This window comes from Enterobacter sp. BRE11, from assembly GCF_031844285.1.
Classification (GTDB): domain Bacteria; phylum Pseudomonadota; class Gammaproteobacteria; order Enterobacterales; family Enterobacteriaceae; genus Pantoea.
On sequence record NZ_JAUZUX010000001.1, the window covers coordinates 166,546 to 192,212 of the forward strand.

Here is a 25,667-nt window from a genome sequence, read left to right on the forward strand (position 1 = left end):
GTCCTCTTAGTGCGTGGCGCCGCCGCCGACTTTCAGGTCCGTTTCCGTCTCCAGCGAAACGCGAACGGCGATTTCCAGCGCCTGCATCACGTGATCGCGCGCCATGCTCGGCGCGCCAGGGTGCTGTGCCGCCTGCTCCGGCAGATAGGGAATATGCACAAAGCCGCCGCGCACGCGGTTGCCCTGGCTATGGAGCCGGTGCAGCAGACCGTACATCACGCGATTGCAGGTAAAGGTGCCAGCGGTTTGCGATACCGACGCGGGGATCCCGGCCGCGCGCACCGCGGCGACAATCGCCTTAATCGGCAGCGTGGAGAAATAGCCCGCCGGACCGTCCGCCACAATCGGCTCGTCCACTGGCTGCTGCCCCGCGTTATCGGCAATACGCGCGTCGTCGACGTTAATGCCGATGCGCTCAATGGTGATATCGCTGCGCCCGCCCGCCTGGCCGACCGAGAGAATCAAATCAGGCTCGACTTCATCCATGGCGGCATAGAGCACGCCAAGCACGTCGCTAAAGACCACCGGCAGCTGACGCGCCACGATGCGCGCGCCGCCGATTGTCTTGCCTTCGAGCGCGCGCACCGCCTCCCATGAGGGGTTGATCGTTTCACCGCCAAAAGGCTCGAACGCCGTTACTAATACCGTTTTCATACTGACCTCACCGGAACATCAGGAAATAGAGCAGAAACACGTTAACGATTAACAGTAGCACACCGGTCGGCACCTGAGCCTTGATCACCGCGTTGCGATCCGGCAGCTCCAGCAGCGCGGCGGGCACGATATTGAAGTTGGCCGCCATCGGCGTCATCAGCGTGCCGCAGTAGCCTGAGAACATGCCGATCGCCGCCATCACGGCGGGATCGCCATGATGCTGCAGCACCAGAATCGGAATGCCGACGCCAGCGGTAATAATCGGGAACGCGGCGAAGGCGTTGCCCATCACCATGGTCAGCAGCGCCATGCCGACGGCGTAGACCGTGACGGCGACAAAGCGGTTATCGACCGCCAGATAGTTCTCAGTGAGATGGGAAATGGCGCTGCCAACGCCGCCGCTGGTGAACAGCAGGCCCAGGGTAGCGAGAATTTGCGGCAGGATAAAGGCCCAGCCGATGGCATCCAGCAGTCGACGCGTCTCCTGCATCGACTGCACTGGCTTCTCGTGCGTCATTTTCAGCGCAATCAGCCAGCCAAGCAGACAGCCGATCATCATGGAGAAGAGCGTCACCAGCGTCGCGTGGTTGCCCGCGCCGAATACCGCTTCCTGCAGGCCGGGAATATGGTTAAAGGCGAGCACGCCAATGACCGTCACCACCGGAATCGCCAGCGCGGGCAGGAAAAGCCGGTTGCCGAGGCGGCGAGCGCTGACCTGCTTCTCCTCGTCGCTGCGCTGATGGTAGCGTCCGAGGCGCACGCCGCCACACCCGGCGATCAGCGCCATCGCCACCACCAGCACGCCGACGCCGATGTGCAGATAGCGCGTGCCCAGCTCCGTGGTGCCGAATAGCGCGCTCATCAGCTGCGTGGTCCAGTCGCCGACCAGAAAAATCAGGCCGTAGAGCGCCCAGAACAGGCCGGTGGTGAAGCGGCGCGGGTTATGGCTGTCGCGCCAGGAGAGCACGGCGACGACCAGCAGAATCAGGCCGGCCAGCCACATCAGATACTGTTGCTGAAACATTAGCGGCCTCCTTTCGCTTTCAACGCATCGCCGTTCAGCGCCTGCAGCTCGCGCGCCAGCCGACGATCGAGCCGCACCAGGCGCGCCGAGTGGATAAGAAAGGCCGCCACGGCGGTGGGGATGCCCCAGACGGCGATATGCAGCGGCTCGGTCTGAATATTGGCCGACTCCAGCATAAAGTTGTGCATAAAGATAATGGCGCCGAAGGCGACAAAAATATCTTCGCCGAAGAAGAGCCCGACGTTATCCGTCGCCGCCGACATGGCACGCAGTCGATGCCGCACCTCCGGCGACACCTCGCCATAGCGGTTTTCGGTCGCGCCTTCCGCCATCGGGGCCAGCAGCGGACGCACCATCTGCGGATGACCGCCGAGGCTGGTCAGGCCGAGCGCCGCCGTCACCTCACGCACGAAGAGATAGACGATCAGCAGGCGTCCGGCGGTGGCGGTTTTGATCTGCGCGATCCAGGCCTGCGCACGCTCTTTCAGGCCGTGCCGCTCCAGCAGGCCGATAACTGCCAGCGGCAGCAGCAGGATCAGCGGCAGGTTGCGCGTATTGAGAAAGCCCGCGCCCAGTTTTTCCAGAATATCGCCCAGCGGCATCAGCGCGGCAAAGCCGGTGACGAAGCCGGCGACAATCACCACCAGCACCGGGTTGAAGCGCAGCAAAAAGCCGACGACGATTGCCGCAATGCCCAGAAGCGGCCAGAGGTTTATCACGTTATCCATGTTTACCCTTATGTTGAAAAAGCCCGGCTGCGAGGCCGGGCAAAAAAATGAAAATTCAGGCGCTGGTGACGGCGATCTGCTCGGCGGCGAAGAGATCGCGCAGGCGCTCTGCAAACAGCAGCGCGTGCGCGCCGTCGCCGTGCAGGCAAACGGTCTGCGCGTTCACCGCGACCCATTCGCCGCTGACGCTCTCTACCCTTCCCTCTTTGACCATGGTCAGCGTCTGCTGGATAGCACGCGCCTCTTCTTCAATCATCGCGCCCGGCTGACTGCGCGGCACCAGCGCGCCGCTGCTGAGATAGCCGCGATCGGCAAAGACCTCTTCGCGCGTGCGCAGCCCGTGGCGCGCGGCGGCGCGTATTGATTCACTGCCCGCCAGCCCGACCAGGATCAGATCCGCGTCGATCGCCTTGACCGCGCGCGCGATGGCGTCCGCCAGCGTCGCGTCGACGGCGGCCTGGTTATAGAGCATGCCGTGCGGCTTCACGTGCGCCAGCCGCTCGCCTTCGCTCTCCGCCAGGCTTTTCAGCGCGCCGATCTGATAGATCATCTGCGCGTAGACCGTTTCCGGCGGCAGCTGCATGGCGGTGCGGCCAAAGTTCTCGCGATCCGGGAAGCTGGGATGCGCGCCGATCGCCACGCCGAATGCTTTCGCCCAGCGTACCGACTGCAGCATGGTCTGCGCGTCGCCAGCGTGGAAGCCGCAGGCGATATTGGCCGAGCTCACCAGCTGCAGCAGCGCGCAATCGCTGTCGCCGCCTTCGCCGAGATCGGCGTTCAAATCAATTTTCATTAGCAAGCCCCCATGCCATATGTTCCAGCGCGCGCCGCTGATGCATGCGGGCCTGCATTGCGACCGGCAGCGAACACTGGAGAAAGTGAATCGGCTCGCCCAGACGGATCTGCGCCAGCTGATAGAGATCGGCGTCGATCACGCAGGCGATGCGCGGATAGCCGCCGGTGGTTTGCGCGTCAGCCATCAGCACGATCGGCTGCCCGTTCGGCGGCACCTGCACCACGCCAGGCACCAGCCCGTGCGACAGCAGCTCGCGCGCGGTTTCGCGCTCTAGCTCGGGTCCCTGCAAACGGTAGCCCATGCGGTTGCTCTGCGGACTCAGCATCCAGGGCGTGCGCCAGAAGGCCTGCTGCGCCTCGCGGCTGAACTCGTGATATTCCGGCCCCGGCAGCGCGCGGATGCGGTTGCCCCACAGCAGCTGGCGGACGCCCGCTTTGCGCGTAAAGTGCAGCGTCGGCCTGCCGAGCGGCAAACGGTCACCATCTTCCAGCTTGCGTCCTTCCCAGCCGCCAAAGCCCGCTTTCAGATCGGTGCTGAGAGAGCCGAGTATCGGTTCGACCTCATAGCCGCCGTGAATTGCCAGATAGCTGCGCATGCCGTGCAGCGGCATAGAGAGCGTCAGCACCTGCCCTTTTTTCACCGGCAGACGCCAGCCGGTCCAGACCGGTTTATCATCCAGCTCGGCATTGCAGGCGGCGCCGGTCAGGGCGAACCAGCCGTCGCGCATAAACTCAGCCTTGAACTGGCCCAGTACGATTTCCAGCACCGCGCTGTCTGGATCGTTGCCGACCAGTAAATTAGCGGTGCGCATGGCGGGCAGATCGAGTACCCCACCGACGCTGATGCCGGACTGTCGCCAGCCGGTGCGGCCGCTGTCCTGAAGCGTGGTCGCCAGTCCGGCGCGCAGGATCCTCAACATATGCCCTCCTTTTGCGGCACAAAGCGCACGCTGTCGCCGGGACGCAGTAGCGTCGGCGGCTGCTGACGCGGATTAAACAGCGCGACGGGCGTCTGCCCGAGCAGCTGCCAGCCGCCAGGACTGGCAAGCGGATAGACGCCGGTCTGGCTACCACCGATGCCGACGGAACCGGCAGGCACGCTGACGCGCGGCTCCGCGCGGCGTGGCGTATGCAGTCGGCTGTCCAGGCCTCCAAGGTAGGGGAATCCCGGCTGGAAGCCGATAAAATAGACCATGTAGTCAGTGCTGCTGTGCAGCTCGACCACCTGTTTCGGCGTCATTGCCGCGTGATCGGCCACCACCTGAAGATCCGGTCCGGCAGCCTTGCCGTAAACAACCGGGATCTCGACCAGACGGGACGCGATCTCCAGCTCTTCGCTCTCTTCCCACCAGCGCTGCAGATGTTCGATGGCATCCAGCGCGTTCTGCTGCGGGTCGCGCAGCAGCAGCGTGATATTGTTCATGCCGGGAATCACTTCCGCCACCTGCTCATACTGTTGCAGGCGCTGCGTGAATCCCCAAATGCGCTGCTGGCTTTGCAGCGATACCGGTGGTTCAAGCTCCAGCACCACCGCCTGTTCGCCAAGCAGATAACATCGCGCTCGTTGCAAATCCCACCTCCACTTTTCCGCCGCGCGACGCGCGTGGCGGCTGACCATTATCAGAAGAAAGCGAATAGTTATGCGAAAGTGTCAGAACGGTGTCAACAGATTTGCGCCCGAAAGCGGGCGCAGTGGAGGAGAAAATCAGGCGGGATTGGGAATATCGATAAAGGTGACATCCAGACCATGCTCGCTGGCCAGCCACTCGCCCAGCGCTTTGATGCCGCCGCGTTCGGTAGCGTGATGACCAGCGGCGAAGAAGTGAAGTCCCTGCTCGCGGGCGCTGTGAATCGTCTGCTCGGAGACTTCGCCGGTGATATAGGCATCGACGCCGAAGGCGGCCGCGCTGTCGATAAACCCCTGGCCGCCGCCGCTGCACCAGGCAACGCGACGGATCTCTGCTGGCGCGTTGTCGCCGCAGTGCAGCGGCGTGCGACCGAGTTTTTCTTCAATGCGCTGCGCAAGCGCCTCGCCGCTCAGCGGGGTAGCCAGCTCGCCCCAGAAGACCAGCGGTTGCACCTCGCCTTTCACCTCGATATCGAGCAGCTTCGCCAGCTGGGCGTTATTGCCCAGCGTCGCATGGGCGTCCAGCGGCAGATGCCAGCCGTAGAGATTAATATCATTCGCCAGCAGCACACGCAGGCGGTTGCGCTTCATGCCTTTGATAACCGCCGGCTCGCTTTTCCAGAAATAGCCGTGATGCACCAGAATCGCATCGGCGTTGCGCGCCACGGCTTCATCCACCAGCGCCTGGCAGGCGGTCACGCCGGTGATCAGGGTTTTCACCTCGGGTCGTCCCTCAACCTGCAGACCGTTCGGCGCGTAGTCGCTGAAGGCGCTGCTGTTGAGCTGCTGATTGACGATCTTTTCCAGTTCATAGTGATTCATAACGGCTCCATGCCGCCTCAGGCTGCGTTTTTCGCGCGCACAAAGGCGTCTAATGTCTTTTTACGGGCCTGCTTATGTTCCACGATTGGCGCCGGATAATCGAGTTTCTTGTGGTTTTTCTCCGCCCAGCGCTGGGGCTGATGGATATCGCTGTCCGGCACCTCTTTCAATTCTGGCAGCCATTGACGAATAAAGGCGCCGTCGCGGTCGAAGCGCTCACCCTGGGTGGTCGGGTTAAAGATGCGAAAGTACGGCACCGGATCGGTGCCGGTCGACGCCGCCCACTGCCAGCCACCGTTATTGGCCGCCAGATCGCCGTCGATCAGCTTTTGCATGAAGTAGCGCTCTCCTTCGTGCCAGTCAATCAGCAGATCCTTCACCAGAAAACTGGCGCTGATCATGCGCAGGCGGTTATGCATCCAGCCCAGCGCGTTCATCTGTCGCATTGCCGCATACACAATAGGATAGCCGGTTTTGCCCGCTTTCCACGCGGTGAAGTGGGCCTCGTTGCGCTGCCAGTCAACGTGGCGTGTCCATTCGACAAAAGGCTGATGACGGCAAAGGGCGGGAAAGGCCACCATCAGATGACGATAAAACTCGCGCCAGATTAACTCGTTGACCCAGGTGAAGAGCTGACTCTCCTCCAGCGCGTGTGGATGTTCTTTCAGCACGCGGTGCAGGCACTGGCGTGGCGACAGTACGCCGGTGGTGAGATAGACCGAGAGCCGACTGGTGCCGTCTACCGCGGGCGTATCGCGCGCCGTGCTGTAGTCAACAATCGGCTGGCTGGCGAAATGGCGCAGCCGCGCCAGCGCCGCGCGCTCGCCCGGCGGGAAGCGTTCGCGGTCGTACTCTTCCATGGGATAGTCGAAGCGCGCCGGCGCGGCCCCCGCCTTGATCGCACCGTTGCCGCGCGGTTTCGGCGCGGCGACGCACTCCGGCAACGCCTGCTGCAGCCGCCGCACAAAGGCTTTGCTAAAGGGGGTGTAGACTTTGTACATCTTGCCGTCGCCAGTCTGAACGCTGCCTGGCGGCAGCAGCAGGCTGTCGTCAAAGCCCTGGCAGACCACACCCGCTTTATCGAGACGCTTTTCCGCCTCGGCGTCGCGCCTGCGCTCGTTGAGTTCATACTGGTAGTTGTAAAACAGCGCATCAACGTGATGCTTCTTGCAGAAAGTGCTCAGCAGATCCAGCGATGCGGCGAAGTCGTCGCACGCCTGGGTAAACAGCGCAATGCCGCGATCGGCCAGCGCCTGCTGCAGTTCGAGCAGGCTGTCATAGATAAAAGCCGCCTGTTTCGGCGCCATATCGTGCTGATGCCACTGCTGCGGCGTAGCAATAAACAGCGCGATCACCTTTGCGTCGCCATCGCGGCAGGCGGCGCTCAGCGCCAGATTGTCGTTCACGCGTAAGTCGTTACGCAGCCAGACTAAATGGGTGCGCATCTTACTGACCGTAGCGCAGTCGCAGCGCCTCCGGGTAAGGATCGAAGTAGCGCTGTTGCGTCAGCCAGGGATGCGGATACTGCGACATATAGTGCTTAAGCATGGTAATCGGCGCCAGCAGCGGCTGCACGCCGCAGCGGTAGCGGTCGATCAGCTCCGCCAGCTCCTGACGCTGCGGGGAGCTTAGCTGACGGCGGAAATAGCCCTGCGCATGCATCAGCACGTTGGTGTGGTTGCGACGCGACGCGGGATGCGACAGCAGCTCCATCATGCGATTGCGGTATTCAAAGGCGAAAGCGTCCAGCGAATCCCACTGGCTCATCGAGGCGACAAACGGGCCGAGCTCGCGATACTTCTCCTGCGAATGCGCCAGCATCAGCAGCTTGTAGCGACTGTGAAAGGCAATAAGCTGCGCGCGCGTCAGCCCGCGCTGCCACATCTGGTTAAATTCGTGCAGCGCGCAGATGCGTCCAACGAAGTTTTCACGCAGCGCCGGATCGTGCAGCCGACCGTCCTCTTCGATTGGCAGCCAGGGCAGCTCCGCCTTAAGCTTTTCGGCGAACAGTCCCATGCCCGCTTTACGGTTGTTGTTGGTATCGGGTTCATAGACGCGCACGCGCTCCATACCGCAGCTGGGCGATTTGGCGCACAGGATGTAGCCGCACAGGTGATGCAGTGACTTAACCCGTTGCGCTGACCAGTCGTTCATCTGCTGGGTCAACTCTTCACCACCCTCTTTGCTGAAGCAGAGATGGATCTCTTCATCGTCCTGCTTTACCAGCCGCAGCGCCGGACGCGGCGTCGGCAGGCCTATCGCCATTTCGGGGCAGATCGGTTCAAAGCATACAAAGGGCGCAAGCTCGTTGACGGCAAATGCCAGACGTTTATGACCGCCGTCGAAGCGGACTTGCTCTCCCAGCAGGCAGGCACTGATACCCAGCGGAATTTTTACGCTCATAGTTGTACAACCTCCGAAATCTTGTAGAGGTTTAAGTGTAGCTGAAAATTGAGTGAATAACAGCTCAAGTCAGGGCTGGAGAGGCTTTACTCTGTGACGGGGATTCAGAAACAACAAAGCCCGATGGGGAAATCGGGCTCTGTTCTGTGATGCAGCAGGATTACCAGAAGACGCCGCCTGCGGCTTCGCTCTGCGCCAGCCAGACTGGCTTGGTGCTGGTTTTGCACCACATGCGATGGAGATAGCTGTAGAAACGCGCCCTGTCCTGGCGAAACAGCATCACCGGCAGCGCCACGACGCCAAGCAGGATAACCCACGCGCGGCGCAACAGGATTTTATACATGGGATAGGTTGGATACATCGCTGGCCTCCTTTAAAGCTGTGATTAAAATGTGATCTTGTTCAGATATTACGCTTCCCTGTGTAATTTTACTACTCATCCGACCACTATTTTTCTGCGTTTAAGACACCTCTTCAGATAATAGTGAAAGTAAGTTACATAATGGTTAAAGGCTTGATCGCCATGTGATCAATTCGCAGCCGGATATTTTGCTGCTACAGTAGCGCCAGGTTTTCAGGCATGGAGCACCGCTGCGTGGCCACCGTATTAATCGTTGAAGATGAAAAAGAGATCCGGCGCTTTGTGCGCCTTGCGCTGGAAGGCGAGACGCTGAAGGTGTTCGATGCCGACACGCTACAGCGCGGGCTAATTGAGGCAGCGACGCGCAAGCCTGACCTGGTGATCCTCGATTTGGGCCTGCCGGACGGCGACGGACGCGACTTTATCCGCGAGCTGCGCCAGTGGAGCGCCGTGCCGGTGATTGTGTTGTCGGCGCGCGTAGATGAGCAGGATAAGATCGACGCGCTCGACGTCGGCGCAGACGACTATCTGACCAAGCCTTTCGGCATCGGCGAGCTGCTGGCGCGCGTGCGCGTGGCGCTGCGCCGTCATCCCGGCCAGCAGCCGGAGCCGGTAATCCGTTTCGCCGATGTTTGCGTCGATCTCGCCGCGCGCCGTGTGGTGCGCGCCGATAGCGAGGTGCATCTGACGCCGATTGAGTTCCGCCTGCTGGGCGTGCTGCTGAGCAATATCGGGAAGGTACTGACGCAGCGCCAGCTGTTGAGCCAGGTGTGGGGGCCGAACGCGGTGGAGCACAGCCACTATCTGCGCATCTATATGGCGCATTTGCGCCAGAAGCTGGAGGCGGATCCGGCGCAGCCGAAACATCTGCTGACCGAAACCGGCATCGGCTACCGCTTTATGCCATAAAAAAAGCGCCCGGAGGGCGCTTGATGCTTGTGTCACTGTGCAGACGCGGATGGCGTGGACCGCTCGCAAAGTCCATGGCATCCATGCTCGTTCGGCCCGCGTGATTACGCACCTCATCCCTGAGGTGCGCCCGTAAACGGGCTAACGCACTGCGTTGTTCAAAAACGCTCCCGGCGTTTTTGTCCCTGTAGTGGGACGCTTTGCTCTTCGGTCCATACCATCCGCGTTTTGACTATTGAGCCGCCTGAAAAACCCTCTGGTTTACCAGCCAGCTCAATATCATCAGGCGTTTTTCAGCACTTCGCTGACGATCTCTACCGCTTCTTTCTCGATCTGCGCACGATGCTCCGCGCCTAGGAAGCTTTCGCAGTAGATCTTGTAGGCGTCTTCGGTGCCTGACGGACGCGCAGCGAACCAGCCGTTTTCCGTCATCACTTTCAGACCGCCGATAGAGGCGCCGTTGCCCGGCGCCGCCGTCAGGCGCGCAGTGATGGGATCGCCCGCCAGGGTGTCGGCGCTGACCATCTCCGGCGACAGCTTCGACAGCGCCGCTTTCTGTGCAGAGGTCGCAGGCGCCTGCAGACGATTGTAGCTCGGCGCGCCGAAGCGTGCAGCCAGCTCGTCATAGTGCTGCTGCGGGTTCTTGCCGGTGACTGCAGTGATTTCCGCCGCCAGCAGGCAGAGAATAATGCCGTCTTTGTCGGTCGACCAGGCGGAGCCGTCGAAACGCAGGAAAGAGGCGCCCGCGCTCTCTTCGCCGCCGAAGCCGAAGCTGCCGTCAAACAGGCCGTCAACAAACCACTTAAAGCCCACCGGCACTTCCACCAGCTTGCGGCCGATATCGTTAACCACGCGGTCAATCATCGCGCTGGAAACCAGCGTTTTGCCGACGGCGACCTCTTTGCCCCACTGCGGACGATGCTGGAACAGGTAGTTGATTGCCACAGCCAGGTAGTGGTTCGGGTTCATCAGGCCCGCTGGCGTAACGATGCCGTGACGGTCATAGTCCGGGTCATTGCCGAACGCCAGATCGAACTTGTCTTTATAGGCCAGCAGGCCCGCCATGGCGCATTCGGAGGAGCAGTCCATGCGCACCACACCGTCTTTATCCAGATGCATAAAGCGGAAAGTCTGGTCGATGGCGTCGTTGACGATGGTCAGATCGAGCTGATAGTGCTCGGCGATGCGCTTCCAGTATTCCATACCAGAGCCGCCCAGCGGATCGACGCCCAGCTTCAGGCCCGCTTTCTGGATAGCGGCAAAGTCGATCACCTGCGCCAGCCCTTCTACGTAAGGCTGGATCAGATCTTTTTCGACGATGCGACCGCTGGCCCATGCCTGATCCAGCGGCAGACGTTTGACCTCTTGCAGGCCCGCTTTGATCAGCTGGTTGGCGCGGTCTTCGACCACTTTGGTGACGTTGGTGTCGGCCGGGCCGCCGTTCGGCGGGTTGTACTTGATGCCGCCATCTTCCGGCGGGTTGTGCGACGGTGTAATCACGATACCGTCCGCCTGCGCGCCGCCCTGCTTGTTATGCTCAAGGATAGCGTTGGAGATAGCCGGCGTCGGCGTGTAGCCGTTGTCCTGCTGCACGATGACGTCTACGCCGTTGGCGGCCAGCACTTCCAGCACCGACAAAATCGCTGGCTCAGAGAGCGCATGCGTATCTTTACCGACATAGCAGGGTCCGGTAATGCCGTTTTTCTTGCGCTCTTCCGCGATAGCCTGTGCGATCGCCAGGATATGCTGCTCGTTAAAGCTCTGGCGTCCTGCGCTGCCGCGATGCCCGGAGGTGCCGAATTTCACCGCATGGTCCGGATTCGCCACGTCGGGCTGCAGGACATAATACTGTGATGTTAACTGTGCAACGTTAATCAAATCGCTCTGCTGGGCGGGTTGCCCGGCACGGGGGTGACTGGCCATTGGCGCTTCTCCCTGACGCTTCAGTTTAAATGGTGCCGCAAACTTTCTCTGCCAGCTCCTGCGGGAACTGCATTGAGATCATGATGTGTTCCACCATGCTGCATTTACGGCCGGTATTGGTATTGGTGATCACCCAGTACGGCGTGCCGGGGACATGCTTCGGCTTAGTATGGGTGCCATTTTGCAACAGCGTTTGCTCGTCGCCCGCAAAATAGACGCGAGTACGGCCCTGCAGCGATGCAGTGGCTTCAGCAAACGCCGAAGGATCAAGACGATAGAGCGTTGAGAGAACCATCATAAAGCGATTGACCGCTTTCTTCTGTTCGGCATATTCGTCGGACAGCAGCAGCTCACGCACGGCGCGCACGCGATCCTGCGGGCGGTTTTCCGCGCGCACAGGCTGGATCGTTTTCTGCGCCGCATCGCCAGCGGCTAACGGCGCCGCTGCCGCAGGCGCACTTTGACCGGCATTAAATTTTAGCATCCGCCGTAAAATGTCAGAGGCGCTTTCGCCGATATGTTGCGTGTGGCTGGCGATATAGCGGTAGAGGTCTTCGTCAACTTCGATCGTTTTCATCTTTTTCCGTACGGTTTCGACTCGTGACAGAACCACGCCAGCCTGAAAAACGCCGTTGCAACACTCGGTTGTTCGCGGAGCGGGCGGGTTCTAACATAAGGATTATAAAGTTAAATCCAGGCGGGCTGATAGCCTTCGCACGCGCATACGGCAAAAGTCGGAATATGCCCTAAAGCCTGCCGCATCCTCGCGCCTGGAAAGGTGAAAGCATGATAACCTAACCCAAGGTCCCCATCTTAAGAACTTTGCCATGATTTTAAATGCTCGTCTGCAAACTGACCAATCAATCGCTGATTCCTTACCCATCCTGTTAATTCACGGCTTGTTCGGCAGTCTGGATAACCTCGGCGTGCTGGCGCGCGGCCTGAAAGACGCGGGCCCGCTGCTACAGGTGGACGTGCGCAACCATGGCCTGTCGCCGCGTGCCGACGAGATGAGCTATCGCGCCATGGCGCAGGATATGCTCGACACCCTGGATGCGCATCAGATCGATCGTGCCGCCGTTATTGGCCACTCAATGGGCGGAAAAATCGCCATGGCGATGAGCGCGCTGGCGCCGCAGCGCCTGGAGAGGCTGGTGATGATCGACATCGCGCCGGTGGATTATCAGACGCGACGCCACGACGAGATTTTCGCCGCCATCCGCGCCGTTAGCGCCGCAGGGGTGCGCCAGCGCAGCGAGGCCGCGCAGGTGATGCGCGCCCATATAAAAGAAGAAGGCGTCATCCAGTTTATTCTCAAATCGTTTCAGGATGGCGAGTGGCGCTTCAACGTTCCGGCGCTATGGGAAAATTACGCTACAATATCTGGCTGGGAAGCGGTGCCGCCCTGGCCGCATCCCGCGCTCTTTATACGCGGCGGCGACTCGCCCTATCTCGACAACCAGCATCGCGATGCGCTGCTGCGTCAGTTTCCTGCGGCACATGCGCACGTCATCAGCGGCGCCGGCCACTGGGTGCACGCCGAGAAACCTGATGCCGTATTGCGCAGCGTCCGCCGCTTTTTTGCGCTTTAAAAGCAAAAGCTTGCCGTTCGCGGTTTACCATTGGCGTCATCACTTCGGCTGGAGTATGATGGCGCGCTAAATTTTGCCGCTGCCTATTTTTTTGCCGCGGTAATGGCCCATTTCGTTATAAACGCGCCTGCTCGCGCCGCTAGTTTTACTAACCCATGGCAAAAGAACACACTGACCGCACTACGCTGGATCTGTTTGCAAACGAGCGTCGGCCCGGTCGACCGAAAACCAGTCCGCTCTCGCGTGATGAACAGCTGCGCATCAATAAGCGCAATCAACTGAAACGTGACAAGGTGCGCGGGCTGCGTCGTGTCGAACTCAAAATGACCAGCGAAGCCGTGGATGCGTTAAACACCCTGGCTGAGCAGCGCAACATCAGCCGCAGCGAACTGATTGAACAAATGCTGCTGGCGCAACTCAAACTGGGCTGAATAGCGTAAAGCGCACGCAGAAGCAAATGGAGCGGCTTTTCGAGTTCCGCCCTTTTGCCCGCTCTGCTATCATTCGCTTAATTGTGCGCTCTGCGCATGCACTCATCATCAGGATTTAAGAGGTTATTTACTCCATGGCAATCGTAGGCATCTTCTTTGGCAGCGATACCGGCAACACCGAAAACATTGCAAAAATGATCCAGAAACAGCTGGGCAAAGAGGTTGCGGAAGTGCATGACATTGCCAAGAGCACGAAAGAAGATCTCGAGGCGTTCGATATCCTGCTGTTGGGCATTCCAACCTGGTACTACGGCGAAGCGCAGTGCGACTGGGACGACTTCTTCCCGACGCTGGAGGAGATCGATTTCAACGGCAAGCTGGTCGCACTGTTCGGCTGTGGCGATCAGGAAGACTATGCAGAGTATTTCTGCGACGCGATGGGCACGATTCGCGACATCATCGAGCCGAACGGCGCGGTGATCGTCGGCCACTGGCCGACCGAAGGCTACCACTTCGAAGCCTCTAAAGGTCTGGCGGATGACAAACACTTCCTTGGCCTGGCGATTGACGAAGATCGTCAGCCGGAACTAACCAACCAGCGCGTCGAAGCCTGGGTTAAGCAGATTCACGATGAGCTGCAGCTGCAGGCCATCATCGACGCCTGATTAGCCACATACTCAATGTGGGCGCTGGCTCACATTGAGTTAATGGTTTTTCCTATAGAAATAATAGCTACAGATTTTTAACTTTTATCTCTGATTCTGTACAATACCCACATCGGTTATCTGCTTATTTCTTCCGCGAGGTCAGGAAGTTAGCGAGATGATAACGAACCTCCTGCATTTCTCCGCCCGGCGCCGTTACGCTTCTTCTTACAGCCCGTGTTGATTTCAGGCGTTTCCCTCGGTTTTCATTTCAAAACTTCGCCTCTATAATGAGACGCAAATGAGAATAGACACCGAACGACATTCAAGGCAAGGCGCCTCAAGTAACCAGCAAAGTAACAGGACAATATCCGCATGACTGACAACAATACCGCATTAAAGAAGGCTGGCCTGAAAGTCACGCTGCCCAGACTGAAAATTCTGGAAGTGCTTCAGGAACCTCAGTGCCATCACGTCAGCGCGGAAGATCTGTATAAACGCCTGATTGATATGGGCGAAGAGATTGGTCTGGCTACCGTTTATCGCGTACTAAATCAGTTTGACGATGCGGGCATCGTTACGCGTCATAACTTCGAAGGTGGAAAATCGGTTTTCGAACTGACCCAGCAGCATCATCACGATCACCTGATCTGCCTCGACTGCGGCAAAGTCATCGAATTCAGCGATGAATCAATCGAATCACGCCAGCGAGATATTGCTACCCGTCACGGCATCAAGCTGACGAACCATAGCCTTTATCTCTATGGACACTGCTCGCTGGGCGATTGCCGCGAAGACGAAACGCTCCACGATCAGTAAAAATGTGTGCTATGCAGTAATGCTATAAGCCGGTCTATGTACCGGCTTTTTTTATGGCCGTCAGGCGACCAGCGTTTCGTGCAGGTAGCGCCAGCGGGGGATTGAGGTAGTGCAGTCGAGGATCGCCAGCGAAATGCGCGCCTGATCGCTGCCGTTCATCATCTGCAGCTCGCAATACTGAATAGTGATCTCATCTTTGCTCTGAGAGATCACCGCGTGTTCGCTGGTGGCGATGCGCATGCCTTCGCGACGCCCCTGCAGCTGCCGAAACAACTCTTCAGTTTGATTCAAATCGAGCAGTCGCCCCTGGGGTGTGACCATGCGGAAATCGGGATGGAAGTGCGAGAGCAGCAGATCGAAGGTATCGTCTTCGCCTGAAGGCTGATTGAATATACGTTCGATTAACTGATGTAAAACTACCACGCTGTGTTTTGCTTCCTGACCAAGAGCTGTCATCATTTTTCCTTTTTATGCCCGCATAGCCTCTTCAAAGAGCGAATAGCCTACCTGAAAAAATGAAATTCACATCTGGAAATTGATTAATTTTCGTTAACTCAGACAACTCCCAGTCTGGTCTGACAAGAGATAATGGATTGTTACATAACAAAAAATGGTCTTGCCGCTAATTGCAGATATAAAAAAGGGCGATTGCTCGCCCTGTCGTAAATGCATATCAAGCCGAATGCGAAAAAATTACTCGCCGATTTTCGCCCAGGTGTCGCGCAGGCCCACGGTGCGGTTAAACACCAGCTGGTTCGGACGCGAATATCGGCTGTCGGCACAGAAGTAGCCTTCACGCTCAAACTGATAAGGCGCTTCCGGGCTGGCGTTCTGTAAGCCTGGCTCGACAAACCCCTGACGAATCTCCAGCGAGTTCGGATTGATGGTGGTCAGGAAATCCTCTTCCGCACCAGGGTTCGGCACGCTGAACAGGCGATCGTAAAGGCGGAATTCCGCCGGCAGCGCATGGTCGGCGGAGACCCAGTGGATCACGCCTTTTACCTTGCGGCCGTCAGCCGGATCTTTGCTCAGGGTATCGACGTCGCAGGTGCAGTAGATGCAGGTGATATTCCCCTCTTCATCTTTTGCCACGCGCTCGGCACGGATCACGTAGGCGTTGCGCAGACGCACCTCTTTGCCCAGCACCAGACGTTTGTACTGCTTATTGGCTTCTTCGCGGAAGTCAGCGCGATCGATCCAGACCTCACGGCCAAACGGCACGTCGCGCGTGCCCATCTCCGGCCTGTTCGGATGATTCGGCATGGTGATGATTTCATTATGACCAGCCGGCAGGTTCTCAATCACCACTTTCAGCGGATCGAGCACCGCCATGGCGCGCGGCGCGTTTTCGTTCAGATCGTCGCGAATGCAGGATTCCAGCGACGCCATCTCAACCACGTTATCCTGTTTAGTGACGCCAATACGGCGGCAGAACTCGCGGATCGAGGCGGCGGTATAGCCGCGACGGCGCAGGCCCGAAACGGTCAGCATGCGCGGATCGTCCCAGCCTTCCACCACGTTTTCGTTGACCAGCTGTGTCAGCTTGCGCTTCGACATCACCGCATATTCGAGGTTGAGACGCGAGAACTCATACTGGCGCGGATGCACCGGTATGGAGATATTATCCAGCACCCAGTCATAGAGGCGACGGTTATCCTGGAACTCCAGCGTACAGAGCGAATGGGTGATATTTTCCAGCGCATCGGAGATGCAGTGGGTAAAGTCGTACATCGGATAGATGCACCACTTTTTGCCGGTCTGGTGATGCTCGGCAAACTTAATGCGGTAGAGCACCGGATCGCGCATCACGATAAAGCTGGACGCCATGTCGATTTTGGCGCGCAGGCAGGCCTTACCCTCGGCAAATTCGCCGTTGCGCATTTTTTCGAACAGCGCCAGGTTCTCTTCGACGCTGCGATCGCGCCAGGGGCTGTTTTTGCCCGGCGCGGTCAGGGTGCCGCGATATTCGCGGATCTCTTCCGGCGTCAGCTCATCGACATAGGCCAGACCTTTGGTGATCAGTTCAACCGCGTAGTGATAAAGCTGATCGAAGTAATCTGAGGAATAACGAACGTCACCACTCCACTCAAAGCCCAGCCACTGCACGTCGCGCTTGATGGACTCGACGAACTCCATATCCTCTTTAACCGGGTTGGTATCGTCGAAACGCAGGTTGCACTGCCCCTGATAGTCCTGAGCAATGCCGAAGTTCAGGCAGATCGATTTAGCATGGCCAATATGCAGGTAGCCATTGGGCTCAGGCGGAAAACGGGTATGCACGCTACTGTGCTTGCCGCTCGCCAAATCTTCGTCGATGATCTGACGAATAAAGTTAGTTGGGCGGGCTTCAGCCTCACTCATCTCTCAATCCTCAATACGTATAGCGGGTGGTTTGTACCACGAAGTAACGGAGTATGATCCACAAAGCGCCGAAGGGAAACAACCGGTTTGTTAAGGCGATAAAACGAAAACAGGCAGGAATCGCTTCCTGCCTGCTTTTTTTTACGGCAATGCGATTAGAGGCTTAGCCTTTTACCTCGTAGAGCGGGGTTTCCCCAGCCACCACTTTCCCGGTCGCCAGCAGCGTCAGCCCGGCGAAATCTTCGCTGTTGCTGATCACAACCGGACTGATCATCGAACGCGCGTTGGCGTAGAGGAAGTCGAGATCCATCTCCAGCACCGGCTGACCCGCCGCGACCGTCGCGCCCTCTTCTACCAGCCGGGTAAAGCCTTTGCCGCCCAGCGCCACGGTGTCGAGGCCCATATGCACCACAATTTCGACGCCGCTGCCGGTTTCCAGGCAGAAAGCATGGTTGGTATCGAAAATTTTCACCACGGTACCGGCAACCGGCGCCACTACGGTTTTACCGGTCGGCTTGATCGCCAGCCCTTCGCCGACCGCCTTGCTGGCGAAGGCTTCATCAGGCACTGCGTCCAGGGCGACCACTTCGCCGCTCACCGGTGCCATCAGCGTCACAATGGCTTTGGTTTCGCGGTTCATCACTGCCTGCGGCTTTACCGCTGGCGCGGCGGGGGCTGCTGACGCGCCGCCCGCCGAGGCGACCGGCCCTTTCGTCAGCACTTTTTTCATTGCGGTGGCGATGCTTTCTGCCTGGGTGCCGACAATCACCTGCACGCTCTGTTTATTCAGGCGGATAACCCCGGACGCGCCCAGATGTTTGGCGACGGACTCATTGACCTGCGCCGAGTCTTTTACGTTGAGACGCAGACGCGTGATACAGGCGTCGATACCGGTCAGGTTGTCGGAGCCGCCGATGGCGCCGATATAGCGACGCGCCAGCGATTCGGTCGCGCTCTCGCCGTTGTCGGTTGTGTCGACGTTAACGTCGTAGCCGTCTGTTTCATCGCCCGCCACCGCCAGCTCGCGGCCCGGCGTCATCAGGTTGAATTTCGTGATGGTGAAGCGAAATACCACATAGTAGAGCGCAAAGAAGACGATGCCCTGCGGGATCAGCATCCACCAGTGTGTCGCCAGTGGGTTACGGCTCGACAGCACCATATCCACCAAACCGGCGCTAAAGCCGAAGCCGGCGATCCAGTGCATGCTGGCGGCGATAAATACCGAAATGCCGGTCAGCACCGCGTGGATAACGTAAAGTACCGGCGCGACAAACATAAAGGAGAACTCCAGCGGCTCGGTAATGCCGGTGAAGAAGGCCGCAAAGGCTGCGGCCAGCATAATACTGCCGACTTTAACGCGGTTTTCCGGACGCGCGCAGTGATAGATCGCCAGCGCTGCGCCAGGCAGGCCGAACATCATGATTGGGAAGAAGCCCGCCTGATAGCGTCCCGTGATGCCGACAATGCCGGTGCCGTTAGCGATTGACTGCGCGCCGCCAAGGAATTTAGGAATATCGTTGATGCCCGCCACGTCGAACCAGAATACCGAGTTAAGGGCGTGATGCAGGCCAACCGGGATCAGCAAGCGGTTAAAGAAGGCGTAGACGCCTGCACCGACCGATCCCAGCTTCTGGATATGTTCGCCAAAGCTTACCAGTCCGTTAAAGATCAGCGGCCAGATATACATCAGAATGAATGCCACTGCGATCATCAGGAAGGAGACGAGAATAGGCACCAGGCGTCGTCCGCTGAAGAAAGCGAGCGCCTTCGGCAGCTCGACATGGCTAAAGCGGTTATAGACCTCCGCGGAGATAATGCCCACCATAATGCCGACAAACTGGTTTTCAATTTTGCCAAAGGCGGCGGGCACCTGATCAAGGGGTATTTTCTGGATCATCGATACGGCAGCTGGCGAGCAGAGCGTCGTCACCACCAGAAAACCGACAAAGCCGGTCAGCGCCGCTGCGCCATCCTTATCTTTTGACAGCCCATAAGCCACGCCGATAGCAAACAAGACGGACATATGCTCAATAATCGCCGCGCCCGATTTTATCAGCAGCGCAGCAAAGGCGTTGCCTGCGCCCCAGGCGTCCGGATCGAGCCAGTAGCCGACCCCCATTAATATCGCCGCTGCCGGCAGGGTTGCTACCGGCACCATCAGCGCGCGGCCAACCTTCTGTAAGTAACCTAACATTTGTCCTTTCCCCCTATGAGACTGGCTTGTCGCCCTGCGCCGCTTGTTTTTTATTGTCAGCCGCAGGGGTTGATTGACACTACACTTCACGTTGCGCAGTGTAATGACAAATTAATTCGCCTCGCAAATTATACGCATCTCTTCTGTGATAATTATCACCAAAAAGCACCATTAACTGCCGAGGCATCTGGCGAACAACCCTAACTTATTTTATGATGAAAAATATTAAGACGCAGCGATCGCAGGCTGAAATCGTTTCACGGCGTTAACGTGATAATGACCGCTACGATGAATGCGTCACCCCCTTTTCTTTTCTCAGAATGAGGTGAAACATGCGACTGATTCCTTTGGCTACCCCTACGCAGGTCGGTAAATGGGCAGCCCGTCATATCGTCAACCGCATCAATGCTTTTAACCCTACCGCGGATCGCCCCTTCGTGCTGGGCCTGCCGACAGGCGGCACGCCGCTGGAAGCGTACAAGCATCTTATCGAGATGCACAAAGCGGGCCAGGTCAGCTTTAAGCATGTGGTGACGTTCAATATGGACGAATATGTCGGCCTGCCGAAAGAGCACCCGGAAAGCTATCACAGCTTCATGTACCGCAACTTTTTCGATCACGTTGATATTCAACCAGAAAACATCAATCTTCTGAATGGCAATGCGTCAGATATTGACGCAGAATGTCGCCAGTATGAAGAGAAGATTCGCGCCCTGGGCAAAATCCATCTGTTTATGGGCGGCGTCGGCAACGATGGCCACATCGCCTTTAACGAACCGGCCTCTTCCCTTGCCTCGCGCACCCGCATCAAAACGCTGACGCACGATACCCGCGTGGCGAATTCACGCTTCTTCAACGGCGATGTGGATCAGGTGCCGAAATATGCGCTGACGGTCGGCGTCGGCACGCTGCTGGATGCGGAAGAGGTGATGATTCTGGTGACAGGCCATGTCAAAGCGCAGGCGCTGCAGGCCGCCGTAGAAGGCAACGTCAACCATATGTGGACCATCAGCTGCCTGCAGCTGCATGCGAAATCAGTGGTGGTATGCGACGAACCCGCCACCATGGAACTGAAAGTGAAAACCGTAAAATATTTCCGCGAAATGGAAGCGGAAAATATGAAAGGCGTGTAGGAAAATGTTGTAAATGCCCGCCGCGAGGCTCTGGCGGGCTCAGCCGGGAGAACCACGATGTACGCATTAGTTAACGGCCGGATTTATACCGGCCATGAAATTCTGGATAATCACGCGGTGGTTATCACCGATGGGCTGATCGAACGCGTCTGTCCGCGCGACGCGCTACCTGCCGATATCGCGCTGCGCGACGTTTCCGGCGCGCTGATCGCTCCCGGCTTTATCGATTTACAGCTGAACGGCTGCGGCGGCGTGCAGTTCAACGACGACATCGACGCCCTGAGCGTCGAGACGCTGGAAATCATGCAGCGCGCCAATGAGAAGTCAGGCTGCACCAGCTTTCTGCCCACGCTGATCACCAGCAGCGACGCACTGATGAAGCGCGCCATCGACACCATGCGCGCCTATAAAAGCAAGCATCAACACCAGGCGCTCGGCCTGCATCTGGAAGGCCCCTGGCTGAATAAAGCCAAAAAAGGGACCCATAATCCTGACCTCATCCGCCTGCCCGATCCGGCGCTGGTGCGCTATCTGTGCGATAACGCCGACGTCATCACCAAGGTGACGCTGGCACCGGAAAACGCTGGCGACGCGGTGATCCGCCAGTTGACGCAGGCGGGCATCATCGTCTCTGCCGGCCACTCCAACGCCACCTATGACGAAGCCAAAGCGGGTTTCCGCGCGGGCGTGACCTTCGCCACTCATCTCTATAACGCCATGCCCGCTTTCGCCGGACGCGAGCCGGGCCTGATTGGCGCGCTGTTTGATGCGCCGGATGTTTATTGCGGCATTATTGCAGATGGGTTGCACGTCCATTACGCTAACGTACGCAACGCGAAACGCATCAAAGGCAATAAGCTGGTGCTGGTCACCGACGCTACCGCCCCTGCAGGCGCTGAAATTGATAAATTCATTTTCGCTGGCAAAACAATATACTATCGCGATGGCCTGTGCGTGGACGAGAACGGCACGCTGAGCGGCTCTGCGATTACCATGATTGAATCGGTGCGCAACGCCGTCGAACAGGTCGGCATCGCGCTGGATGAAGCGCTGCGTATGGCAACGCTCTACCCCGCGCAGGCAATGGGCGTGGACAAACAGCTGGGCACGGTCGAAGCGGGAAAAGTCGCCAACCTCACTGTTTTTACGCGTGATTTCAAAATCATTAAGACGTTTGTCAATGGAGACGACGTCCTGAGCGAGTAAGCACTGAATGACCACTGGCGGCCAGGCACAAATAGGAAATGTCGATCTTGTTAAGCAACTCAATAGCGCGGCCGTTTACCGGCTAATCGATCAGCAGGGCCCTATTTCGCGCATCCAGATTGCCGAACTGAGCCAGCTTGCGCCTGCCAGCGTCACCAAAATTACCCGTCAGCTCATTGAACGCGGGCTGATTAAAGAGGTGGATCAACAGGCCTCCACCGGCGGTCGCCGCGCCATCTCTATCGTCACCGAAACGCGCCAGTTCCACGCTATCGGCGTGCGGCTCGGCCGCCATGACGCCACCCTGACGCTGTTCGATCTCAGCGGCAAATCGCTGGCGCAGGAGGATTATGCCCTGCCGGAGCGCACGCAGGAGACGCTGGAGCATGCGCTGTTCGCTGCTATCGACAGCTTTATCGCGACCCACCAGCGTAAAATTCGCGAGCTCATCGCCATCTCGGTGATCCTGCCCGGCCTGGTCGATCCGATAAATGGCGTCATCCGCTACATGCCCCATATCGCCGTCAGCCACTGGCCGCTGGTGGCCGGACTGCAAAATCGTTTTAACGTTACCAGCTTCGTCGGCCATGATATCCGCAGCCTGGCGCTGGCAGAGCACTACTTTGGTGCAAGCCGCGACTGCGCCGACTCGATTCTGGTGCGGCTCCATCGCGGCACCGGCGCCGGCATCATCGCCAACGGCCATATTTTCCTCGGCAGCAACGGCAACGTAGGCGAAATCGGCCATATCCAGGTCGATCCGCTCGGCGAACGCTGCCATTGCGGCAATTTCGGCTGTCTGGAAACCATTGCCGCCAACGGCGCGATTGAAAACCGCGTGCGCCATCTGCTCAGCCAGGGCTACCCCAGCGTGCTAACGCAGGACGCCTGCCAGATGGCGCAGATTTGCAAAGCCGCCAACCAGGGCGACGCGCTGGCCTGTGAAGTCATTGAATATGTCGGACGCTACCTGGGCAAAGCGATCGCCATTGCGATTAACCTGTTCAACCCGCAGAAAGTGGTGCTGGCGGGCGAAATCACCGACGCCGAGAAAGTGCTGCTGCCGGCCATTGAAGGCTGTATCAACACGCAAGCGCTCAACGCCTTCCGCAAAAATCTGCCAGTCGTGCGTTCCGAGCTCGATCATCGATCGGCGATAGGCGCCTTTGCGCTGGCAAAACGCGCTATGCTCAACGGCATTCTGCTACAACATTTACTGGAAGAGTAAACGCGACCCGGACTGAACCTATGACGATAAAAAGCGTAATTTGCGATATTGACGGCGTGTTGATGCACGACAACACCGCCGTGCCAGGCGCGCAGGAGTTTCTGCAGCGCATCCTGCAAAAAGAGATGCCGCTGGTGGTGCTGACCAACTATCCTTCACAGACTGCGCAGGATCTGGCAAACCGCTTCGCCAACGCTGGCGTCGAGGTGCCCGACTCGGTGTTTTACACCTCTGCGATGGCGACCGCCGATTTTCTGCGTCGCCAGGAAGGGAAGAAAGCCTACGTAATTGGCGAAGGTGCGCTGATCCATGAACTCTATAAAGCGGGCTTTACCATTACCGACGTCAATCCCGATTTCGTCATCGTCGGTGAGACGCGCTCCTTCAACTGGGAGATGATGCATAAGGCTGCCTTTTTCGTCGCCAGCGGCGCGCGCTTTATTGCCACCAACCCCGATACCCACGCGCGCGGCTTTGTGCCCGCCTGCGGCGCCCTCTGCGCCGGCATTGAAAAGATCTCCGGCCGGCGCCCGTTTTACGTCGGCAAACCGAGCCCTTACATCATGCGCGCCGCGCTGAATAAAATGCAGGCTCACTCTGAAGAGACGGTGATCGTCGGCGACAACCTGCGCACCGACATTCTGGCCGGCTTTCAGGCGGGACTGGAAACTATTCTGGTGCTCTCTGGCGTTTCGACGCTGAGTGATATCGACGCCATGCCTTTCCGCCCCGACTGGATCTACCCTTCTGTCGCGGATATCGATCTCTTTTAATTCTTCTTGCCGCGCCGCCTGACGCCAGGCGGCCGCTTCTCTCTGAAACCGTCTCTGACCTGTCTCTTTTTTAGCCAAGCCTGGCCATTCATTGCCGATCCGTTAATGAAATGCGCATCAAATTGAATAATATTCAAATAAAAAGCCCAGCAAACAATCTTTTTATCAGTAAAAGGCAAATATGCTTGCATTGACTGCATGAAATAGCGCATTTTCTTATACATCACGCAGCCGCTGGCTGCCGGACAAGGCAACGATAACATCGCCGACAGGCGAGCTCAGGAGTCAGAATATGTGTTCTATTTTTGGTGTGCTGGATCTGAAAAGCGATCCGATTGATCTGCGTAAAAAAGCGCTGGAGAGTTCTCGCCTGATGCGTCACCGCGGACCGGACTGGTCTGGCGTGTATGCCGACGATAAAGCGATTCTCGCGCATGAACGCCTCTCTATTGTCGACGTCAACAACGGCGCTCAGCCGCTCTATAACGCCGATCACACCCATGTTCTGGCAGTCAACGGCGAGATTTACAACCATCAGGCGCTGCGCGCCGAGCTGAGCGATCGCTACCAGTTCCAGACCGGCTCCGACTGCGAAGTTATTCTGGCGCTCTATCAGGAAAAAGGCGTCGACTTCCTCGACGAGCTGGAAGGCATGTTCGCCTTTATTCTGTGGGACAGCGAAAAGCAGCAATACCTGATCGGCCGTGACCATATCGGCATCATCCCGCTCTATATGGGCAACGACGAACACGGCAACCTGTTTGTCGCGTCAGAAATGAAAGCGCTGGTGCCGGTGTGCCGCTCAATTAAGGAGTTCCCGCCGGGAAGCTACCTCTCCAGCACCGACGGCGAAATTCGTCGCTACTGGCAGCGCGACTGGATGGAGTACGCCGCGGTAGAACATAACGTTACCGATGCGGCGGGCCTCAAGCATGCGCTGGAAGAGTCGGTGAAAAGCCACCTGATGTCGGACGTGCCGTATGGCGTGCTGCTCTCCGGCGGTCTGGACTCCTCTATCATCTCGGCGGTAACCAAACGCTTCGCCGCGAAACGCGTCGAAGATCAGGACAAGAGCGACGCCTGGTGGCCGCAGTTGCACTCTTTCGCGGTCGGCCTGGAGGGCTCGCCGGATCTGAAAGCGGCGAAAGCGGTGGCTGAACATCTGGGCACGGTGCATCACGAGATTCACTTTACCGTGCAGGAAGGGCTGGACGCGATTCGCGATGTGATTTATCACATTGAAACCTATGACGTCACCACCATTCGCGCCTCGACGCCAATGTACCTGATGTCGCGTAAAATTAAGGCGATGGGCATCAAGATGGTGCTCTCCGGCGAGGGTGCGGACGAAGTGTTTGGCGGCTATCTTTACTTCCATAAAGCGCCGAACGCCAAAGAGTTTCATGAAGAGAACGTGCGCAAGCTGATGGCGCTGCATATGTACGACTGCGCCCGCGCCAACAAAGCGATGTCCGCCTGGGGCGTGGAAGCGCGCGTGCCTTTCCTCGACAAGAAATTCCTCGACGTGGCGATGCGTATTAACCCGCAGGATAAAATGTGCGGCAGCAACGGCAAGATGGAAAAACACATCCTGCGCGAATGTTTCTCCTCCTATCTGCCGGAAAGCGTCGCCTGGCGTCAGAAAGAGCAGTTCTCTGACGGCGTCGGCTACAGCTGGATCGATACCCTGAAAGAGGTTGCGGCGCAGCAGGTCAGCGATCAGCAGCTGGCAACCGCGCACTTCCGCTTCCCTTACAACACGCCGGCGTCGAAAGAGGGCTACCTCTATCGCGAAATTTTTGAAGAGCTGTTCCCGCTGCCGAGCGCGGCTGAATGCGTGCCGGGCGGCCCGTCGGTGGCCTGCTCCTCCGCCAAAGCGATTGAGTGGGACGAAGCGTTCAAGTCGATGGACGATCCTTCAGGTCGCGCGGTGGGCGTGCATCAGTCTGCTTATAAATAAGTAAACTAAGCCATAGCAAAATGGGCCTTGCGGGGCCCCTTTTTTTTAGCTTTGATGTGGTTACGATCAAAACTTGCCGA

General features: G+C 58.2%; 26 protein-coding genes. 10 read left to right on the forward strand and 16 right to left on the reverse strand.

Annotated features, from left to right (window positions below; genetic code table 11):
• Positions 1-6: 6 nt before the first annotated feature.
• From pcp to Q9R34_RS00815, 10 genes are all read right to left on the reverse strand, one after another.
• Positions 7-654: a pyroglutamyl-peptidase I gene (gene pcp / locus Q9R34_RS00770; RefSeq protein WP_485892023.1), complete on the reverse strand. Its 648-nt coding sequence runs from the start codon at positions 652-654 to the stop codon at positions 7-9.
• Between the two features lie 7 nt (positions 655-661).
• On the reverse strand, positions 662-1,678 hold the full coding sequence (locus Q9R34_RS00775) for a DUF979 domain-containing protein (protein WP_485892024.1): 1,017 nt from the start codon (positions 1,676-1,678) through the stop codon (positions 662-664).
• Positions 1,678-2,406: a DUF969 domain-containing protein gene (locus tag Q9R34_RS00780; RefSeq protein ID WP_286872429.1), complete on the reverse strand. Its 729-nt coding sequence runs from the start codon at positions 2,404-2,406 to the stop codon at positions 1,678-1,680. The genes Q9R34_RS00775 and Q9R34_RS00780 overlap by 1 nt, the downstream gene beginning before the upstream one ends.
• Before the next feature lie 55 nt (positions 2,407-2,461).
• A complete protein-coding gene (gene pxpA / locus Q9R34_RS00785; RefSeq protein WP_485892025.1) occupies positions 2,462-3,199 on the reverse strand; it encodes a 5-oxoprolinase subunit PxpA in 738 nt (245 codons plus the stop codon).
• The gene (gene pxpC, locus Q9R34_RS00790) at positions 3,189-4,121 is read right to left on the reverse strand and encodes a 5-oxoprolinase subunit PxpC (RefSeq protein WP_434123841.1); all 933 of its coding nucleotides are present in this window, start codon (positions 4,119-4,121) and stop codon (positions 3,189-3,191) included. Before pxpC ends, pxpA begins: the two co-directional genes overlap by 11 nt.
• Positions 4,115-4,771 carry a 5-oxoprolinase subunit PxpB gene (gene pxpB, locus Q9R34_RS00795; protein WP_485892026.1) on the reverse strand — a complete coding sequence of 219 codons (657 nt, stop codon included), beginning with the start codon at positions 4,769-4,771 and terminating at the stop codon, positions 4,115-4,117. Before pxpB ends, pxpC begins: the two co-directional genes overlap by 7 nt.
• Before the next feature lie 135 nt (positions 4,772-4,906).
• Positions 4,907-5,650 carry a type 2 GTP cyclohydrolase I gene (locus Q9R34_RS00800; RefSeq protein ID WP_485892027.1) on the reverse strand — a complete coding sequence of 248 codons (744 nt, stop codon included), beginning with the start codon at positions 5,648-5,650 and terminating at the stop codon, positions 4,907-4,909.
• 17 nt (positions 5,651-5,667) lie between these two features.
• Positions 5,668-7,095: a deoxyribodipyrimidine photo-lyase gene (gene phrB, locus Q9R34_RS00805; protein WP_485892028.1), complete on the reverse strand. Its 1,428-nt coding sequence runs from the start codon at positions 7,093-7,095 to the stop codon at positions 5,668-5,670.
• Position 7,096: 1 nt separating this feature from the next.
• Positions 7,097-8,053, reverse strand: a complete 957-nt coding sequence (locus tag Q9R34_RS00810) for a YbgA family protein (protein ID WP_485892029.1) — start codon at positions 8,051-8,053, stop codon at positions 7,097-7,099.
• A 160-nt stretch (positions 8,054-8,213) separates the two neighbouring features.
• A complete protein-coding gene (locus Q9R34_RS00815) occupies positions 8,214-8,414 on the reverse strand; it encodes a YbfA family protein (RefSeq protein WP_485892030.1) in 201 nt (66 codons plus the stop codon).
• A 234-nt stretch (positions 8,415-8,648) separates the two neighbouring features.
• Between Q9R34_RS00815 and kdpE the strand changes: the two genes are divergently transcribed.
• Positions 8,649-9,323, forward strand: a complete 675-nt coding sequence (kdpE, locus tag Q9R34_RS00820; protein WP_434123848.1) for a two-component system response regulator KdpE — start codon at positions 8,649-8,651, stop codon at positions 9,321-9,323.
• A gap of 282 nt (positions 9,324-9,605) precedes the next feature.
• On the opposite strand, the gene pgm is transcribed toward kdpE, so the two are convergent.
• Both pgm and seqA read right to left on the reverse strand, forming a co-directional pair.
• Complete coding sequence (gene pgm / locus Q9R34_RS00825) at positions 9,606-11,246, reverse strand: phosphoglucomutase (alpha-D-glucose-1,6-bisphosphate-dependent) (protein ID WP_434123849.1); 1,641 nt, start codon at positions 11,244-11,246, stop codon at positions 9,606-9,608.
• A gap of 25 nt (positions 11,247-11,271) precedes the next feature.
• Positions 11,272-11,823: a replication initiation negative regulator SeqA gene (gene seqA, locus Q9R34_RS00830; RefSeq protein WP_485892031.1), complete on the reverse strand. Its 552-nt coding sequence runs from the start codon at positions 11,821-11,823 to the stop codon at positions 11,272-11,274.
• A gap of 250 nt (positions 11,824-12,073) precedes the next feature.
• Between seqA and ybfF the strand changes: the two genes are divergently transcribed.
• The 4 genes from ybfF to fur all read left to right on the forward strand — a co-directional run bounded on the left by ybfF (position 12,074) and on the right by fur (position 14,732).
• Complete coding sequence (gene ybfF, locus Q9R34_RS00835; protein WP_434123850.1) at positions 12,074-12,838, forward strand: esterase; 765 nt, start codon at positions 12,074-12,076, stop codon at positions 12,836-12,838.
• Between the two features lie 155 nt (positions 12,839-12,993).
• Positions 12,994-13,269, forward strand: coding sequence for a LexA regulated protein (gene ybfE / locus Q9R34_RS00840; RefSeq protein ID WP_033751760.1), 276 nt, complete (start codon positions 12,994-12,996; stop codon positions 13,267-13,269).
• Positions 13,270-13,403: 134 nt separating this feature from the next.
• The gene (gene fldA, locus Q9R34_RS00845; protein WP_434123851.1) at positions 13,404-13,934 is read left to right on the forward strand and encodes a flavodoxin FldA; all 531 of its coding nucleotides are present in this window, start codon (positions 13,404-13,406) and stop codon (positions 13,932-13,934) included.
• Positions 13,935-14,288: 354 nt separating this feature from the next.
• On the forward strand, positions 14,289-14,732 hold the full coding sequence (fur, locus tag Q9R34_RS00850) for a ferric iron uptake transcriptional regulator (protein ID WP_033751764.1): 444 nt from the start codon (positions 14,289-14,291) through the stop codon (positions 14,730-14,732).
• A 60-nt stretch (positions 14,733-14,792) separates the two neighbouring features.
• On the opposite strand, the gene Q9R34_RS00855 is transcribed toward fur, so the two are convergent.
• The 3 genes from Q9R34_RS00855 to nagE form a co-directional block, all read right to left on the reverse strand.
• Positions 14,793-15,188, reverse strand: a complete 396-nt coding sequence (locus Q9R34_RS00855; RefSeq protein WP_485892032.1) for a hypothetical protein — start codon at positions 15,186-15,188, stop codon at positions 14,793-14,795.
• A 237-nt stretch (positions 15,189-15,425) separates the two neighbouring features.
• Positions 15,426-17,093, reverse strand: coding sequence for a glutamine--tRNA ligase (gene glnS, locus Q9R34_RS00860; protein WP_434123853.1), 1,668 nt, complete (start codon positions 17,091-17,093; stop codon positions 15,426-15,428).
• A gap of 163 nt (positions 17,094-17,256) precedes the next feature.
• A complete protein-coding gene (gene nagE, locus Q9R34_RS00865; RefSeq protein WP_485892033.1) occupies positions 17,257-19,287 on the reverse strand; it encodes an N-acetylglucosamine-specific PTS transporter subunit IIBC in 2,031 nt (676 codons plus the stop codon).
• A gap of 332 nt (positions 19,288-19,619) precedes the next feature.
• On the opposite strand from nagE, the gene nagB reads away from it, so the two are divergent.
• From nagB to Q9R34_RS00885, 4 genes are read left to right on the forward strand one after another with little or no spacing between them, the layout of a single operon-like run.
• Complete coding sequence (nagB, locus tag Q9R34_RS00870; protein ID WP_434123856.1) at positions 19,620-20,420, forward strand: glucosamine-6-phosphate deaminase; 801 nt, start codon at positions 19,620-19,622, stop codon at positions 20,418-20,420.
• Between the two features lie 57 nt (positions 20,421-20,477).
• Positions 20,478-21,626 (forward strand): N-acetylglucosamine-6-phosphate deacetylase, encoded by a 1,149-nt coding sequence (nagA, locus tag Q9R34_RS00875; RefSeq protein ID WP_485892034.1) that lies wholly within the window; start codon positions 20,478-20,480, stop codon positions 21,624-21,626.
• 7 nt (positions 21,627-21,633) lie between these two features.
• Positions 21,634-22,854: a DNA-binding transcriptional regulator NagC gene (gene nagC, locus Q9R34_RS00880; protein WP_485892035.1), complete on the forward strand. Its 1,221-nt coding sequence runs from the start codon at positions 21,634-21,636 to the stop codon at positions 22,852-22,854.
• Positions 22,855-22,874: 20 nt separating this feature from the next.
• Positions 22,875-23,627 (forward strand): HAD-IIA family hydrolase, encoded by a 753-nt coding sequence (locus Q9R34_RS00885; protein WP_033751787.1) that lies wholly within the window; start codon positions 22,875-22,877, stop codon positions 23,625-23,627.
• Here Q9R34_RS00885 and Q9R34_RS00890 read toward each other — a convergent pair.
• Entirely contained in the window at positions 23,624-23,851 is a 228-nt protein-coding gene (locus Q9R34_RS00890) for a hypothetical protein (protein ID WP_485892036.1), read from the reverse strand. The genes Q9R34_RS00885 and Q9R34_RS00890 overlap by 4 nt on opposite strands.
• 68 nt (positions 23,852-23,919) lie before the next feature.
• Here Q9R34_RS00890 and asnB point away from each other — a divergent pair, with 68 nt between their 5' ends.
• Entirely contained in the window at positions 23,920-25,587 is a 1,668-nt protein-coding gene (asnB, locus tag Q9R34_RS00895) for an asparagine synthase B (RefSeq protein ID WP_485892037.1), read from the forward strand.
• Positions 25,588-25,667 lie beyond the last annotated feature (80 nt).